Origin of the sequence: Psychroserpens algicola (assembly GCF_014526325.1) — a bacterium.
In the GTDB taxonomy this organism is placed as follows: Bacteria; Bacteroidota; Bacteroidia; order Flavobacteriales; family Flavobacteriaceae; genus Psychroserpens; species Psychroserpens algicola.
Map to the genome: position 1 here is coordinate 41,623 of NZ_JACNMJ010000003.1, position 15,003 is coordinate 56,625.

At 30.3% G+C, this 15,003-nt stretch carries 10 protein-coding genes; all 10 read left to right on the forward strand.

Annotated features, from left to right (window positions below):
- Positions 1–323 precede the first annotated feature (323 nt).
- The 10 genes from H7350_RS08810 (at position 324) to H7350_RS08855 (ending at position 15,003) form a co-directional block, all read left to right on the forward strand.
- Positions 324–923 carry a hypothetical protein gene (locus tag H7350_RS08810; RefSeq protein WP_204345541.1) on the forward strand — a complete coding sequence of 200 codons (600 nt, stop codon included), beginning with the start codon at positions 324–326 and terminating at the stop codon, positions 921–923.
- 27 nt (positions 924–950) lie between these two features.
- Positions 951–1,214: a hypothetical protein gene (locus H7350_RS08815; RefSeq protein WP_204345542.1), complete on the forward strand. Its 264-nt coding sequence runs from the start codon at positions 951–953 to the stop codon at positions 1,212–1,214.
- Positions 1,211–1,612, forward strand: coding sequence for a GNAT family N-acetyltransferase (locus H7350_RS08820; RefSeq protein ID WP_204345543.1), 402 nt, complete (start codon positions 1,211–1,213; stop codon positions 1,610–1,612). Before H7350_RS08815 ends, H7350_RS08820 begins: the two co-directional genes overlap by 4 nt.
- Before the next feature lie 179 nt (positions 1,613–1,791).
- On the forward strand, positions 1,792–4,638 hold the full coding sequence (locus H7350_RS08825; RefSeq protein WP_204345544.1) for an N-6 DNA methylase: 2,847 nt from the start codon (positions 1,792–1,794) through the stop codon (positions 4,636–4,638).
- Positions 4,626–6,008, forward strand: a complete 1,383-nt coding sequence (locus H7350_RS08830) for a restriction endonuclease subunit S (protein ID WP_204345545.1) — start codon at positions 4,626–4,628, stop codon at positions 6,006–6,008. The genes H7350_RS08825 and H7350_RS08830 overlap by 13 nt, the downstream gene beginning before the upstream one ends.
- 6 nt (positions 6,009–6,014) lie before the next feature.
- On the forward strand, positions 6,015–6,200 hold the full coding sequence (locus H7350_RS08835; protein ID WP_081923463.1) for a DNA modification system-associated small protein: 186 nt from the start codon (positions 6,015–6,017) through the stop codon (positions 6,198–6,200).
- Complete coding sequence (gene dndD, locus H7350_RS08840; RefSeq protein WP_204345546.1) at positions 6,190–8,178, forward strand: DNA sulfur modification protein DndD; 1,989 nt, start codon at positions 6,190–6,192, stop codon at positions 8,176–8,178. The genes H7350_RS08835 and dndD overlap by 11 nt, the downstream gene beginning before the upstream one ends.
- A 10-nt stretch (positions 8,179–8,188) precedes the next feature.
- Entirely contained in the window at positions 8,189–9,715 is a 1,527-nt protein-coding gene (locus tag H7350_RS08845) for a DndE family protein (RefSeq protein ID WP_204345547.1), read from the forward strand.
- A 5-nt stretch (positions 9,716–9,720) separates the two neighbouring features.
- Positions 9,721–11,475, forward strand: a complete 1,755-nt coding sequence (locus H7350_RS08850) for a DUF262 domain-containing protein (RefSeq protein WP_204345548.1) — start codon at positions 9,721–9,723, stop codon at positions 11,473–11,475.
- 18 nt (positions 11,476–11,493) lie between these two features.
- A complete protein-coding gene (locus tag H7350_RS08855; RefSeq protein ID WP_204345549.1) occupies positions 11,494–15,003 on the forward strand; it encodes a cold shock domain-containing protein in 3,510 nt (1,169 codons plus the stop codon).

Sequence of the window (15,003 nt, forward strand, 5' to 3'; positions counted from 1 at the left end):
AGAATTAAAAAAAATCAAAAAGCAAGTAAATGAAAGTCATAGATGAAATATTTGTTTACTGCACTGATTTTATAATCAACTTAGCCAATTTATTCGAATTCTCATATTACGAAGTCAATACAATTATTTTTTGCATACTTTTTCCTTTAATCATAGTTATTCTTTCACTTAATTATTTTCGATTGAGGTTAATTTTGAAGAAATCAAATTAAATCGATTTTGTAATACGTGTATACTGTAAGGTATTTTTTCGGTGAAAATGAGTCAAAAATGAGGGGTTTGGAGGTAGGCTTTGTTTATTGTAAATAAAAAAATCAAATATTATGAAAAGGCGATTTTCAATTAAACGAGCATTTTTGGATTTACTTTTTATTAAGGTTCAATTAAAAGATCTGTTTTCAAAGAATGATAAATACAAACAATTAATTGAGTTTATGTTGTCAAAAGACTTCATCGATTCAGATGAATATTTACCTTCTTTAAAACAAATAGGAATTGAGTTAAATATAAAACCCTATACATTGAGTAAGCTAATAAAGGATTTATATAATGAAGTATTTGATTTAGAAAAGGAGAATTATCTAGAATTTAATAAGCCAGAAATTTATTTTGACTTGAACTATTTTGAAAATGATAGAGGCTATTTTCTGTGTAAGAACTTGGCTTATATTCCTAGGGTTGGAGAAAATATTGACATTCCATTTTTAAAAGCTCAAGTAGGAACTGATTATTTTTATGTAGATAGTATTCGTCATAGTCTTGATACAAATGTTCAAAGAATATTTATTAGCTTAAAATCTGGTTTATATAATAAGTATTTCCATTATGAGAAATATAAAGCCTATGAACAAGGAAGAATCGATAGTAGTGATTTGTTTTATAAGCACGATCTATCAATAAAAAAAAAGATGAAAACTAATTAAATATTATATCTTTAAACTAAATATACCGTGAAAAAAGAAGATTATAGACACATTATTGTTGAAAGCTTTATCCCTGCCGATGCATCATCTAGACATGGTTTAGTTCACATTAAACCAGTTGCTAATCAAGAGCCATTTTTAGAATCTATGTTTGTGCAATGTTCCAAAGAACTCTCAACAGATTATCCAATAGGTACGAAGTTTAGAATTAAAGCTAAAATTACTAGTAGAGAAGGTGGTACTCCTTTTGTTTCTAGCCATTATACATGGAAATATGAAGTTTTGAAATGAACATAAAAGTAAAAAAAGTCAATTCTGAACTAATAATTAAATTAAAAAAGTGGTATCAACAATTTACTAATGAAGACAATAATAATTTGCGATTTAGGTTCGAAGAAGATACTTTTTATGTTGCCAAAATTGATGATGAAATAGTTGGAATATTAGGTTATGAAGATCATAATTCATTTTGTTGTGATTTCAAGAGGTTCGTTGTTCGTGAGTATAGAAATAAAAACATTGCTGAATTATTGCTAGATTTTTTAATTGTTGATGCAAGAATAAATAACAAAAGAGCTATTGATTGTACATTAAATTCTCATAACGAAAAAGGAATTAACTTCTTAACAAAAAAAGGATTTGATATTTCTAAAGGAGAGTTGAAGTGCTATGCTAAACTCAATCTTTAATTTTCCTAAATTGTATTAGGTCCAAAGCATGTGTTTTCTTAACTTTATTGACCCTAAGATTCCCCTTACTATTTTAATCAGCATTAATTGATAAGTTCACAACTTAATTACGGTGTGAATTATTATGATAATGAATGTTATTTATCGAAATTTGAGAATTATTTTAATTAAATAAAACAATGAACACCCAACAAGTAATAGATAAAATATTTAAGGACCCAGCAGTAAAATATGAGCTTTCAGAATTTGAAGGATTGGGTACTCCTATACATGAAATGATTAATATCTATTCAAAGGATGGTACAGGAAGACAAACAGGAAAAAAGATTTATTACATCAAACCGTTAGCTCCCATGTATTCTGAAAAAGAAGAATTACAGGTTTATGTAGAAAACGGAAAATCTGCCCCAGAAGAAATTATTAGACAGTTATGGTTATTCAAACTTCTCAATTTCTATGGGTATAATAAAGATCAGATAGTTTGTGAAATCCCTGTGCGATATGGAACTGAAGTAAATCCAAAAGGTGCTGATATTGCAGTTTATAGAGATAACTCTAAGGAGACAGTTAAGATTCTATTCGAAATTAAAAAACCTAAACGTAAAGATGGAATTGCTCAATTAAAGTCTTATTTGGGTGCTAATGGTAACCCAATTGGGGTTTGGTCTAATGGTACAGATCGTTTGATTCTATATAAGCCAAAAAATAAAGATTTTGATACACTTTCAGAAATACCTAAAGTTAATGAAGAAGAAAAAGATGTTTTAGAAATAAAAAGAACATTAACCCAACTTAAGACATCGTTCAATTTCAAAAAAATCATTCAAGATTTGGAAGAATTGGTTTTAGCTGATAGTGGTGTTGATGAATTCAATGAAATTTTTAAAATCATTTTTGCCAAAATATGGGATGAAAAAGAAGCAAATGAAAATAAACGCACTAGACCGAATAAAGAGGTTGAGTTTAAGAAGTTTGAGGACCCAGAATTAACCTATGATAAAATAAATGGTTTATTTAAAAAAGCTTGTAATGAATGGCAAGGTGTATTTGAAGATAACGAAAATATAAAATTAAGAAAAGACCACTTGCAAGTTTGTATTGGACCTGTTGAGCCTGTTCGATTAATGGGATCTAATTTAAGAATAATGGATGATGCTTTTGAGTACTTATTACCAACAGAAGCGAAGAAAAAGAAAGGTCAGTTTTTTACACCAAGACATGTCATAGAAATGTGTGTTCGTATGCTTAACCCACAGGATGATGAATACGTAATGGATCCAAGTTGTGGTTCAGCAGGGTTCTTGCTTCATGCTATGGAATGGGCAGTTCCAGCAGATACAGTACAAGAGCAAGAGCTTCGCAAGCATAGATATGCAGGCAAATACCTTTGGGGTATTGATTTCGAGGCGAGAGCAGCTAAAACTTCTCGTGCCTTAATGCTAATTGCTGGTGATGGACATACCAATATTTTCGGTCCTGATGTGAGCAGTATAGATCCGAGAACATGGTATACCACTAAATCAGGTCAATATTTAATGACTGAGTTAAGTAAAACTAAATTATTAAAAGCCAAAATTCCAGAAGGAGAAACTTTTAAAGATGATGATAAGGCTTGGGAATATTTTGGAGAAATGAATTTTGATGTCATTTTGGCAAATCCACCATTTGCTGGAGAAATGAAGAACAAAAAAATGCTCTCTCAATACGATTTGGCAAAACCTGCCATTAAAAGAGCAAAAGATAAGACCCCTAAAGAAGAACGAGATGTTTTGTTTATTGAGCGTATTGTAAAAATGCTTCGTCCTGGTGGTAGAGCTGCAATTGTATTACCTCAAGGTAAATTTAACAACTCTTCTCTGGCATTTATTAGAGAATGGATATTGCGCAAAGCACGGTTGTTAGGTGTAGTTGGTTTACATGGTAATTCTTTCAAGCCTCATACTGGAACAAAAACCTCAGTATTATTCATTCAGAAATATACAGATGAAGAATTAGCGGATATTATCAAGGTGCAAAAAGAAGTAGAAAGCAAATGCCCTGATTATGCTAAACAAATAGAAGATGTATTAGCACAGTTTGAAGAAGAAATTGACATACCAGAAGATAAAATTGCAGAAGAGATTTTTGAATTGTTGCTGGAAGAATATCCAGAACCTGAAATTGAAGACGAGACTACCGACGTTGATTCTGAAGAAGAGGAAGATGATGAAAGTAATGAGCCACTATCATTAGAGGATAAATTAGAAATCATTGATGAAAAAATAGATGATTTAAAGAATGGTTTGCTCAAGGCAAAAACAAAATTAGCTGGTTTAGATGACGAGTTAGAAGCATTAAAACATACAAGAGATGCCGAATTAGAAATTGCTAAAGAGCGTTTTGATAAAGAAATAACATCACTTAATGAACAAAAGAAAAGTATTTCACTTTCTGGATTAAGTACAGACGAAAAAACTAAAGCGAAAGAATTTAAAGATAAGTTAACGGAAGATATTAAAACTCAAAGAGCAGCTAAAACACAAGAGCAAAAAGATATAAAAGCAAAGTATAAACTGAAAGAAAAAGAGCTAAAGGACAGCAGAATAAACCCTATTAAAAAGACTTTAAAAGCAGAAATAAAATTATTCGAAAAACAAATTCCTTTAGCAGAAGAAGAAAAACTATTGCTTACCAATAAGGGAAAATTACAACTGTTATTGAATAATGAGGATAGCATAGAAAAAATAAGAAACCGCTATATAGATGCAGAAGTAGCTAAACAATTAGACTATCCTATTTTCATGGCAGTGAGCGAAAGAGGTGGTAAAAATAATAGTGGTGATTACGAATATATGCTAGATGATGATGGTAACCTCATAGAAGATGATTTTGGTAACCCAGAAATAGACCAAGATTTAGTAAATCACAGCATTACAAGAGACGATTTATTAACCCCAGACTTTGATTTTGAAAAGGCAGACTTAAACATTGCGGAAGCGTTTGTACAGTTTTCTAAAGAGCAAGGTTTTGATTTTTGGAAAAATTAGAAGAAGCTATGGCAGTTTGGAATACAGTAAATCTCACAGAAATTAAACCTGATAGGTTTGATGCAGAATATTTTAGAAAAGATTATCAGGATAATCTTTCATATCTAAATAAAACGGGTGGTACTTATAATTTAGGTCGTTTATTTAACCATATTAATAGAGGTTCTCAACCTTCATATGCTATTGATGGTACTATAAAAGCATTGCGTAGTGTTAATGTTGGATTTATGAACTTTAATGAAACCAGACAAGAATATGTAACTGATTCTTTTTTTGAAGCTAATAATAGAGGTCAAGTGCAAAGAGACGATGTTTTAATTACATCTACTGGAGTAGGAACATTAGGTAGAACAAGCGTTTGGTTTTATAATGATAAGGCATACTGTGATGGGCATATTACCATCTTGCGTAATGGAAGTGTTGATCCTTATTTTATTACAGCTTTTTTAAATTCTAAATATGGCTTACTTCAGTTCGACCAAAACTATAGAGGTTCAAGCGGGCAAATTGAAATCTATCCTTACGACATTTCCAAATTTGTAATACCTGAATGCTTATTCCCGTATCAACAAGAAACAGGAGATTATTTAAGAAAAGCATTTGAACTTCAACAAGAGTCTCAATCACTTTACCAAAAGGCTACAGAGTTACTAGAAACAGAATTGGGTTTGGATAAAATTACTTTTGAAAAGCCAAAAAGCTATACCGCAAGTTTTAGTGAGGTGGCATGTACAAGGCGTTTAGATTCTAATCACTTTCAACCTCAATTTAAACAATTGATTAATCATTTACAAGCAAATTTTGAATGTAAAAAAATTGGCTATATCACATCTTTAAATTCTAGAGGAGTTCAACCAACATATGTAGAAAATGGAGAATCTTTAGTCATTAATAGTAAACATCTTTCGGCTACCCATATAAAATATGATATTCTTGAAAGAACTTCAAAGGGTGAATTTGAGGCAAATTCTAAAGCACATATTTTCAAAGGAGATATTCTAATTTATACAACAGGAGCTTATGTAGGATTAACTAATGTTTATTTAGGTGAGGAAAAAGCTTTAGCAAGTAATCACGTTAATATTTTAAGACTCAACGATTATAGTATAGATACCACTTATCTAGCATTAGTATTGAATACTACAATAGGTAAACTTCAAACCAGTCAACACATTAGAGGAAGTGCACAAGCAGAGTTGTACCCTAATGATATTGCGAAGTTTATTGTTCCAATTATTAGTGAAGATAAAATGGAAGCCATTGGAAATCTTGTTAGAAGTAGTTTAGAAAATAGTCAATCGGCTAAAATTCTTTTAAAGAAAGCCAAAAATAGAGTGGAAGAAATAATAGAAGAAGCTGCAAAAAAATAAAATGATATGGCACAAACAGACAAGGAGTTATTGCAAGAACTCTGCACTCAATATAATGTAGGGTTTGACAAGGTAGAAAAATTGTTAGCTACAGTTAAAGAGTATCAATTTAAAGACAACCGCAGAGGAGTTTATGATGCTTTAAAAGAAATTATTAAGTCAGACCTTAAAAAAGCAAGTAATGAAGTTTAATAAACTAACCATTGAAAACTACAAGTCGTTTCAATACCCAACTTCTATTGAGTTTCCTCAAAGTAGTGAGGGTAAAAGTATCTTTTTAGTAGGTGGTATGAATGGGGCTGGGAAAACGTCTATTATGGAAGCCGTAAATATTTGTCTGTATGGTACTAAAACAGATTTTTTATACAAGTATATCAACCGAAAAGAATTAGCCAAAGGCAATGCTTTTGTTTCTTTTGAATTAGAATTAGAAACAGACGAGCAAGAAACTATATTAATCAATAGGTCTTGGAGTGCTGGTGCTACAGAAAATCCAAGGCATAAAGATTTATCCGAAAAATTAGTAGTTGTTAAAAATGGTAAACGTGTAAGTGTTCAAAACAAAGAAATGTGGCAAGATTATATCAATGCTACAATACCGCAAGGCATTACACAATTCTTCTTTTTTGATGGAGAAAAAATACAAGAAATTGCAGCAGACGACCATTCAGAAGTACGTCTTAAATCGTCTTTAGAAGCAGCATTGGGTATTCAGTATATTTCTCGCTTATCAAGTGATGTATTGTACTTGAAACAAGAAGAACGCAAAGGATTTGTAGAGATTACAGATGAAGATATTACGTTTAAGGAAAGTGAGTTAAAAAAAGAACAACGTAAGCTCACTAACAAAAAACAAGAAAGAGATGACCTATCGTTAGAATTAGAGCGTTTTAAAACAGATAAGGAAGAAGCACAAGCAAGGTTTAAAGCTATTTTTAACTTAGATCCTGAATCTTCAGAAGTAATAAAGCAAAAAGAAAAAAAACGCATTCAATTATCTAATAAAAGCAATCAGTTAGATAATCAAATAAAGATCCTCACAGAACGATATTTACCTTGGGCATTAGCAGGAAAACTATTTGATGATGTAAAAAAACAAATAAATATAGAAAGTCAAAGTAAAAAACAAGATGTTATTTCAGAGAATGCTGATGCATTGGCTCAAAAAATTGTAGAGAACTTTGATGTACCAGAACCTATAACAGCAGAGCCACTTACCTCAAGTCAAAAAGAAAAATTACACCAAAGAGTTTTAAGTTTATTACAAGAAAATAAGTCGACAGATGAAGTGGTTAAAATATTGAACTTATCAGACAGAGACACCGCAAAGATTTTGAATAAGATAGAAGAGATAGAACAAAGTGATGTTTTATTACTAGAGGACTTAATAAAAGAGAAATCAGAATTAGATTTCGAAATTCGCTCTATTCAAGCCAGTTTAGAAACCTCTGGCACATCTGATAGTGAAAAAGAGTTGTTTGAAGAGTTACAAAGCACCATTGAAGGCTCTAATACCCAAATAGGAAGGCTATCTGTACGTTTGTCTAATTTAAATGAAGAATTAGTTCAGATTGAGAATAAAATCAAGGAAATTGAATTAGAGATTGGTAAACTATATGAAAGACATAATTTCTCTAAAGAGAAGGTTGATTTCATTGAGGAATGTGATGCGATTGCAAATTTAATGATGAGCTATAAAGCAAAACTAAGAAGGCAGAAAGTAAAGTTGCTTGAAGAAAAAACTTTCGAAATGTACAAAATGCTTTCAAGTAAATCAGGTTTAATAAAGGACCTGGAAATTAACAACAAAACCTATGAAATTAAGATACGAGATAAGAGCGGTCACGAAATGAAAAAATCTGGTTTATCTGCAGGTGAAAAAGAAGTATTTGCTTTGTCTTTACTTTGGGGCTTAGCTCAAACGTCTCAACTTAATTTACCTATTGTTATAGATACACCATTATCCAGATTAGATAGCGTTCATAGAGATAATATTGTAAATCATTACTTCCCTAATGCAGCAACCCAAGTGGTTATATTATCAACAGATACCGAAGTGGATAACAATTACTTTAAGAATTTGGAGCCACATCTCACAGGTGCTGCACGTTTAGAGTTTAGTCAAAACAATGAATTAACCACCGTAAAAGAAGGTTACTTCTGGAATTAAAGAATAGATTATGGCTGATAGATTATATACATCACTAAGAACAGACGAAATTATAAGTACACTCAGAGCAAACACCAAATTGGATAAAGCAATTTTGGCTCGTATGGCATTTTCCTATTCTTTGGTGAACACTGGTAAGAATGTTGCACGTAGCACAAATTTTTCAGGGGGTGAGATGAAAAGGTCAACGTTTGTAGCATCAGATGAAGTTTTTTTGAAAGCATTGATAAATCAAGTTCATAGACCCGAAGACTTAGATGAGCCTCTTTTTTACAGTAATAAGAGTATAATCAAGAACCATATAGACGATGGGGCTGAACTCTTATGGGATTTATTTAAGAAAAACGGGGAAGATGTCTCAAGATGGTACTCAGATGTTGTGTCTAGTATTAACCTGTCAGGAGCTAAAAAATTAAAAACAAAAGACTTAGATATATTTATTGGCAGAGATATTCTGCACAATAACGATTTGATTATGGCATTAAATGATACTGCTATTCACGCTAATTCTCATTTGGCAATCATGGGAAAACCTGGTGTAGGAAAAACACAGTTTTTATTAAAAATTTTAGCGGATATTAGGGTCCAATCAGATTATCAAACCAATTTTATATTTTTTGATTACAAGGGCGATGTTGTTGATAATGAAGCTTTTATAGATGTCTCACGAGCAAGAACATATAAGCTATTGCAAAACAATGAGTACTTACCTATTAGTCCTTTCATTCTATCAGATTACAATGAACAAGATATACAATTATCTGCAAGAGAAAAAGCAGAGAGCTTTGCTTCTATCAACTCAAAACTTGGTGTAGTACAAAAGGGAGCTTTGACAGAAGCTATTATAGGAGGCTATGCAGCGAGAGCATCATCCGATAGGTCTTTTCCTGACTTCAATGATGTATTAGAATTAGCATTAGCAGCCTATGAAGAAGAAGGGAAGAGAGATGATTCATTAATTGAAGTATTGAGAGATTTAGCAAATTTCAATTTGTTCTGGTCTCACGGTTCTAGTTTGCCACCAATGGAAAAAATTAGTAATCGCACAATGATTATTGATGTCCATAAAATGCCTGTACTAAAAGAATTGATAGGGTATTTGGTAATTGAGCGTTTGTATAAAGAAATGGCTTCATTACCTGATAGTCCAATTAAAGATGGCAGAAGGACATTGAGAACTCTTCTAGTAATTGACGAGGCTCATAATTATTTGGGACAAAAAAATATCTTTTTGGAGAAAATTATACGTGAAGGTCGCTCAAAAGGAATCGTGGTATTCTTTGCTTCACAATCACCATCAGATTATCAGCAGAAGTTTTTCAACTTTCAAGAGCTTTTGGAGTTCTCATATATTTTCCAAAGTGAGGGAGCATCAGCAAAAGCTATTCAAGATATTTTAGGTTGTAGCAACAAAACAGCAAAGGATTTGCAGTCGGAAATTGCAAAACTCGAACCTTTTCAAGTAATAAGCAGAAGCAACATAAAAACAGATGAATTTATGAAGTTTACAGCGGAACCATTTTATAAAAATTATTAAAGCATATGTTAAGCGCAAATAAAGAAAAACTAAATTCATTTTTTACAGGAACAGCTCAATATCAAATACCTTACTTCCAAAGATCTTATGTTTGGAATATTGATAATTGGGTGCAGCTATGGGAAAACCTGAGAGAAGAATTAAAAGCTTACCAGGATGAGAATATAGAAAACAGTGAGCATTTCATCGGCACTATCATAGTTAAGCAAAAAAACAGCGAAAGATTGGGAGCACTTGAATATGACCTAATTGATGGACAGCAAAGACTCACTACAATCTGTCTTGTTTTACGATCTATTCATGATGCTACAAAAGATGATAAATTAAGTAAATATATAAAGTCGCTGTTAAGTTTTCAAGATTCATATGGAGAGGACAACATACGGGTTGTTCATAGTAAAATAGACAAACAATATTTTCAAGAAATCTTACTATCATTAGATTCTAATAGCTCTCTTAATGAGCATTTTCAAGAGGAAAACTCAAACTTTGAAAAATTTAATAATATTGAAGGGTCATACCTCTTTTTTAAATCAAAAATAGAAGAAGAACTAGAGGAAAAAGACTTAAGAGACTTGGTAAATGTCGTTCTATCAAAGCTGCCAGTTATCCATATGGCTCTATCTAAAGATGATGATGTTCAACAAATATTTGATACAATCAACTCTCTTGGTGTTAAGCTTACCACAGCTGAATTACTGAAAAATCATTTGTTTGCTTTTGAAGCGGTACAACCATATTATAAAGAGTATTGGGAAGATATTTTTGAAGCGGATGAGGATGCTATTAGTTTTTGGAGTAGAGAAAGAACGGCAGGTCGAAATAGAAGAAGTGCAGTAGAGCTGTTTTTGTATAGTTACCTAGTTATTAAGACAGCTGGAGTAATTAGAATTGATTCATTATTTAAAGAATATAAATCCTATCTAAAAAACTTATCGGATAAAGAAAAAATTGCTTTTTCTAAAGATCTAAGTGAATATGCTGTTATCTATGCACTATTTCCAGATGGAGAAAACTTGTCTCAAATGAGTTATTCTGAAAATGAAAAACGTTTTATGCATATTCTCAGGGAATTGGAAATTTCAACAGCTTTTCCTTTAATTTTATTCATATACAAAGAGGTAACGGATATAAAAGAAAGAATATCCATTTTAAAATTTTTAGAAAGCTATTTAGTACGCAGAACAATCTGTAGATTAACAACTAAAAATTATAACAATCTTTTTATATCATTACTTAGAGAATTAAAAAGTAAAGACTCAATAACGTTATCTGTACTTAGAGATAAAGTAATGTCTTATGATGATGATTCATCTCGTTTCCCTAATAATCAAACATTAGAACACGCCTTAAATAACAAGTACCTAATAAATAAGTTTAGTCGAGAAGTATTGTACTGTATAGCTTTATACCATTTGAATAATGATTTTCAAGATACTAATAAATTAAGTTTTGATGGATTTAGTGTTGAACACATTATGCCCAAAAAATGGAGAAATAATTGGAGTAATCCAGTCGGTTTATCAGATGAAGAAAGGGACTATAAACTTCTCACATTAGGAAATCTTACATTACTTCAAGGGAAATTAAACAGCTCTCTTCGAGATGCTAATTGGACTATTAAAAAAGGGGCTCTACAAACCTATTCCACTCTTCGCATCACTACTGATTATTTAAATAATGATGAATGGAATGAATCTATTATTACGGCAAGAACTAATGACTTGTATAAGGATATAATCAAAATATGGAATGATTAGTATATGAGTTAAAAAAATATGAATGTAGGACTAATTAAATGGTTTGATAAAGAGAAAGGGTTCGGGATGATAGGAACCTTCAAAAGAAAGGAATGTTTTCTTCATGTAAATAATTTTGAAGATGTTCTAGATAAATTATTAATAGGTACTGCAGTAATATTTAATGAAAGGTTTGATAAAAAAAAGAACAGAAGCTCAGCATCAAAATGCAGGATAATAAACACAATTGATGATTGGTACATTTTATTCGATAATATTAATTTATTTGATGTTGTTGAATATGAAGTGAAATACAAAAACACTTCTCGTTGGAAAACTTATTATACAAAAGAAAAAAGATCAAGAAATATTCTTAAGTCAGGTGCATACCAATTATTCTCTAAGCAGATCGAAATTGGTGATAAGGTAACAGATCTGTGGTTGGATTATTACGAGGGTAGGCTAAAAGAAAATCATTATTATAAATTTATTTCAATTATTGACTATGCCTTAGATTGTCTCAAGGATAAGGACTTAAGAGATGGTATAAAGACAAGGTTGTTTTTACAATTTGGCAGAAATAAAACCAATAAACTTATTCTTAACTGTTGGCAAAATAATAATATGCAATTCATAGGTCTGGATAATGATGATGAATTGAATGAAGCGTTTTTCTCAAAGGTATCTGATGATCTTAGTTTGGAAGATTTAAAAAAAATATATGAATTAAGTTTTGGACCTGAATTTTGCAAAGAATATTCTATTAATAAGATCAATAGTCTTAGCCATGACAATGACTTTGATTTGAAAGCTTTATTTTTTGAAAAAAACTATAATTATTTGGAATTTATTGGGGACGAGAAAAAAGGTGAATATAGGACTAAAATTGATGATATTTATTTTGACTTAAAAAGGGATCTCATTTTGTCCAATGCTGAAGAATTGAATGAAATCAATGACCTATCAGGCTATAATAAATATAGAGATCTTTTTTATTTGATACCTGACGAAATAAACAATATTAAGAAAACTGAATTAGAAAATATTGTCAAAAATATAATGTTAAAAAAATGTTCAAAATCTTTCTTACCTGAATTATGGTTTAAAGGAATGGTTGAAGACATAACCTTTAACGAAATTGAAGAATTATTTTTTAAAAAAGAAAATTCATCAGCTAACAGAATAAAAATATTAAAAAGGCTTGATGAAGAAGAGGTTGAAAATCTATTTTCAAGTTATATTCAAAATAATGATATTGAAAATTCATTTACTTTTTTAAAGAATCTTATTAAAGGGAGTAATTCCTTCCCATATGAATTTAATTACGAAAATTCCTTTCATGAAAGTGAATTTTGGCTTGACAAAAAGTTTGGTTTTTTAATACCCATTTTAAAAAAATACATTTTTGAAACCACTAGTGAAAATGAAAAGTATGAATTGTTTTTCAAGAATATCGTTAAAGATATTCCACAGCAAATCGTTTTAAAAAGAATAAAAGAATTAGAAATCAGTGATCTATATAAGATATTAGATAGCTTAAATGACCAAGATCAAGAATTTATTCATAAAGTCATTTCTATAAAACATAGTGAAATGGATTTGTACGATTTGGATAGAATTTTAAAACACACTTGTGAAGAAGAGTTCATTTTAGATTTGATAATTAAAAAAATAGGATTATTAAATGATGATAAATATGAATATTTATATGATATCGCAATTAAATATTTAGGAGATAGCAGATTCAAGAAATTTGATAAACAAGTTAAAATTGAAATAAATCCTGAAACCTATTTTAAATTATGGGAAGCTGGAAGAGGAAAAATATATCCCTTAAATTATTTAAAGGGGATATTAGCAGATGATAAAATAATCTATGATCAAATTGAAATTTGGATAAAGGATGAAATAATATCACAAGAAGAGATTAATAAGTTCATAGAATCACTTTTAGTCGTACAAAAACCTATTACTGATAGAACGATATTCTACACCTACTATAACCAAATATCTTATTTACTGGGCGTTGATCACAACCATGTAAACATTATACGTGACTTTAAAAATGAATTTTATAATATCATTATATGGTTTTTAGGGTTTGAAGAAAAATTAAATTTTGAATTACTTAAATCGAAGTTTGTTTATTTTTCACCACATGATCAGGTTATAATCATTAAAAGACTCTTTTATCTTAAGCGTAAAAATGAATTTGATCTTACACTTGATAAATTAGATGATCTAACAAAAATCGATCTAGATCTATATAAGCTTAATTTTAAGTTTAATCCATCTATTCCACTAGATATTTCAACAGATGTTGTTATTCAATCATTAAAATCATTTAGAGATAAAAAAAGTTTCATTTTAGAGGGAGAAGTATTGAAAATCGTGCTTGAAGACATAAGCAATGCTAAAAAAACAAAATTTAAATTAGATAATTATTTTGAAAATTGTTTTGGTCGCACACAAGTGAAATATGATTGGAAAACTAACGGGAAAATTTCAAAACAGAAATATGATAATAACCGTTTTTATTTTAAAATTCAATTTGAATATAGCGAGAGTTTAGTTGAAAAAATACGAAAACTACCTGGTAGAAAATGGAACGGAGATGAAAGTCATTGGGGAGTTCCCTCTAAATACGAAAAAGAAGTTTTAGAATTCGCAAAAGAAAATAAATTCTTTCTAGATTTAGAAGGCAGCAACTATATCAATAATCCACATTTAGCAGACTTTGAATTAGGCTCAATTCCAAATGGGATAAAATTTTGTGAAGGTAGATTAGCAAACAAAAAGGACAATTTATTTAATAAAGAGTTTTGGTGGTGCAAAGGAGATAAATGTTATGATAATTGTAAAAGCATTAACCCAATTACTGAAAATGAATTAACTCTATTAAACTTCTGTGAAATATTAGGATTTAATACAGATGAAGTAAATGGTATGGGAGATTTAATACCAAATGGATTTTATTATAGATTTTTAGGTCAAATAAATCGATTTAATAGACTTTTGGACAAAATGTATTGTTCTGATTGTGATGAAATTTTGCATCCTGTAGAAACCTCTCATTTTGCCGCACATACTGTTGTTAGATTTTGCTGTATGAATGAGATGTGCACTAAGCATGAAGAGCAAGTGTATTTAAATCATTGTTTAAATGGTAAGTGTAATAATGTTATAGATAGTCGTATTTCTAAAAAATGTAAGAATGGGTTATATATATGTGATAACTGTGGAAGTTGTTGTTCTCACAATATGTTTCAAAGGAGGTTGTCTAGTTTAAAATCAACAGGAGGGTATATACATCCAAGCCTAGCAAAAATCATTGATAACAAATTAGGACACTTAGAAAGAGCTGAATATTTTTGTCATAAATGTAGTTTAGTAATGAAGGAGATCCAACATGATGTATTTCATTGTTCTGACTGCGATATAACTTATAATACTATTAAGTATAGATTAAAAAGACCCCATAGAGATTTAAGACGTCAAGGATCATCAAATATTGAAGAAATTGGAGATGATTTTGATTTACCATATTAA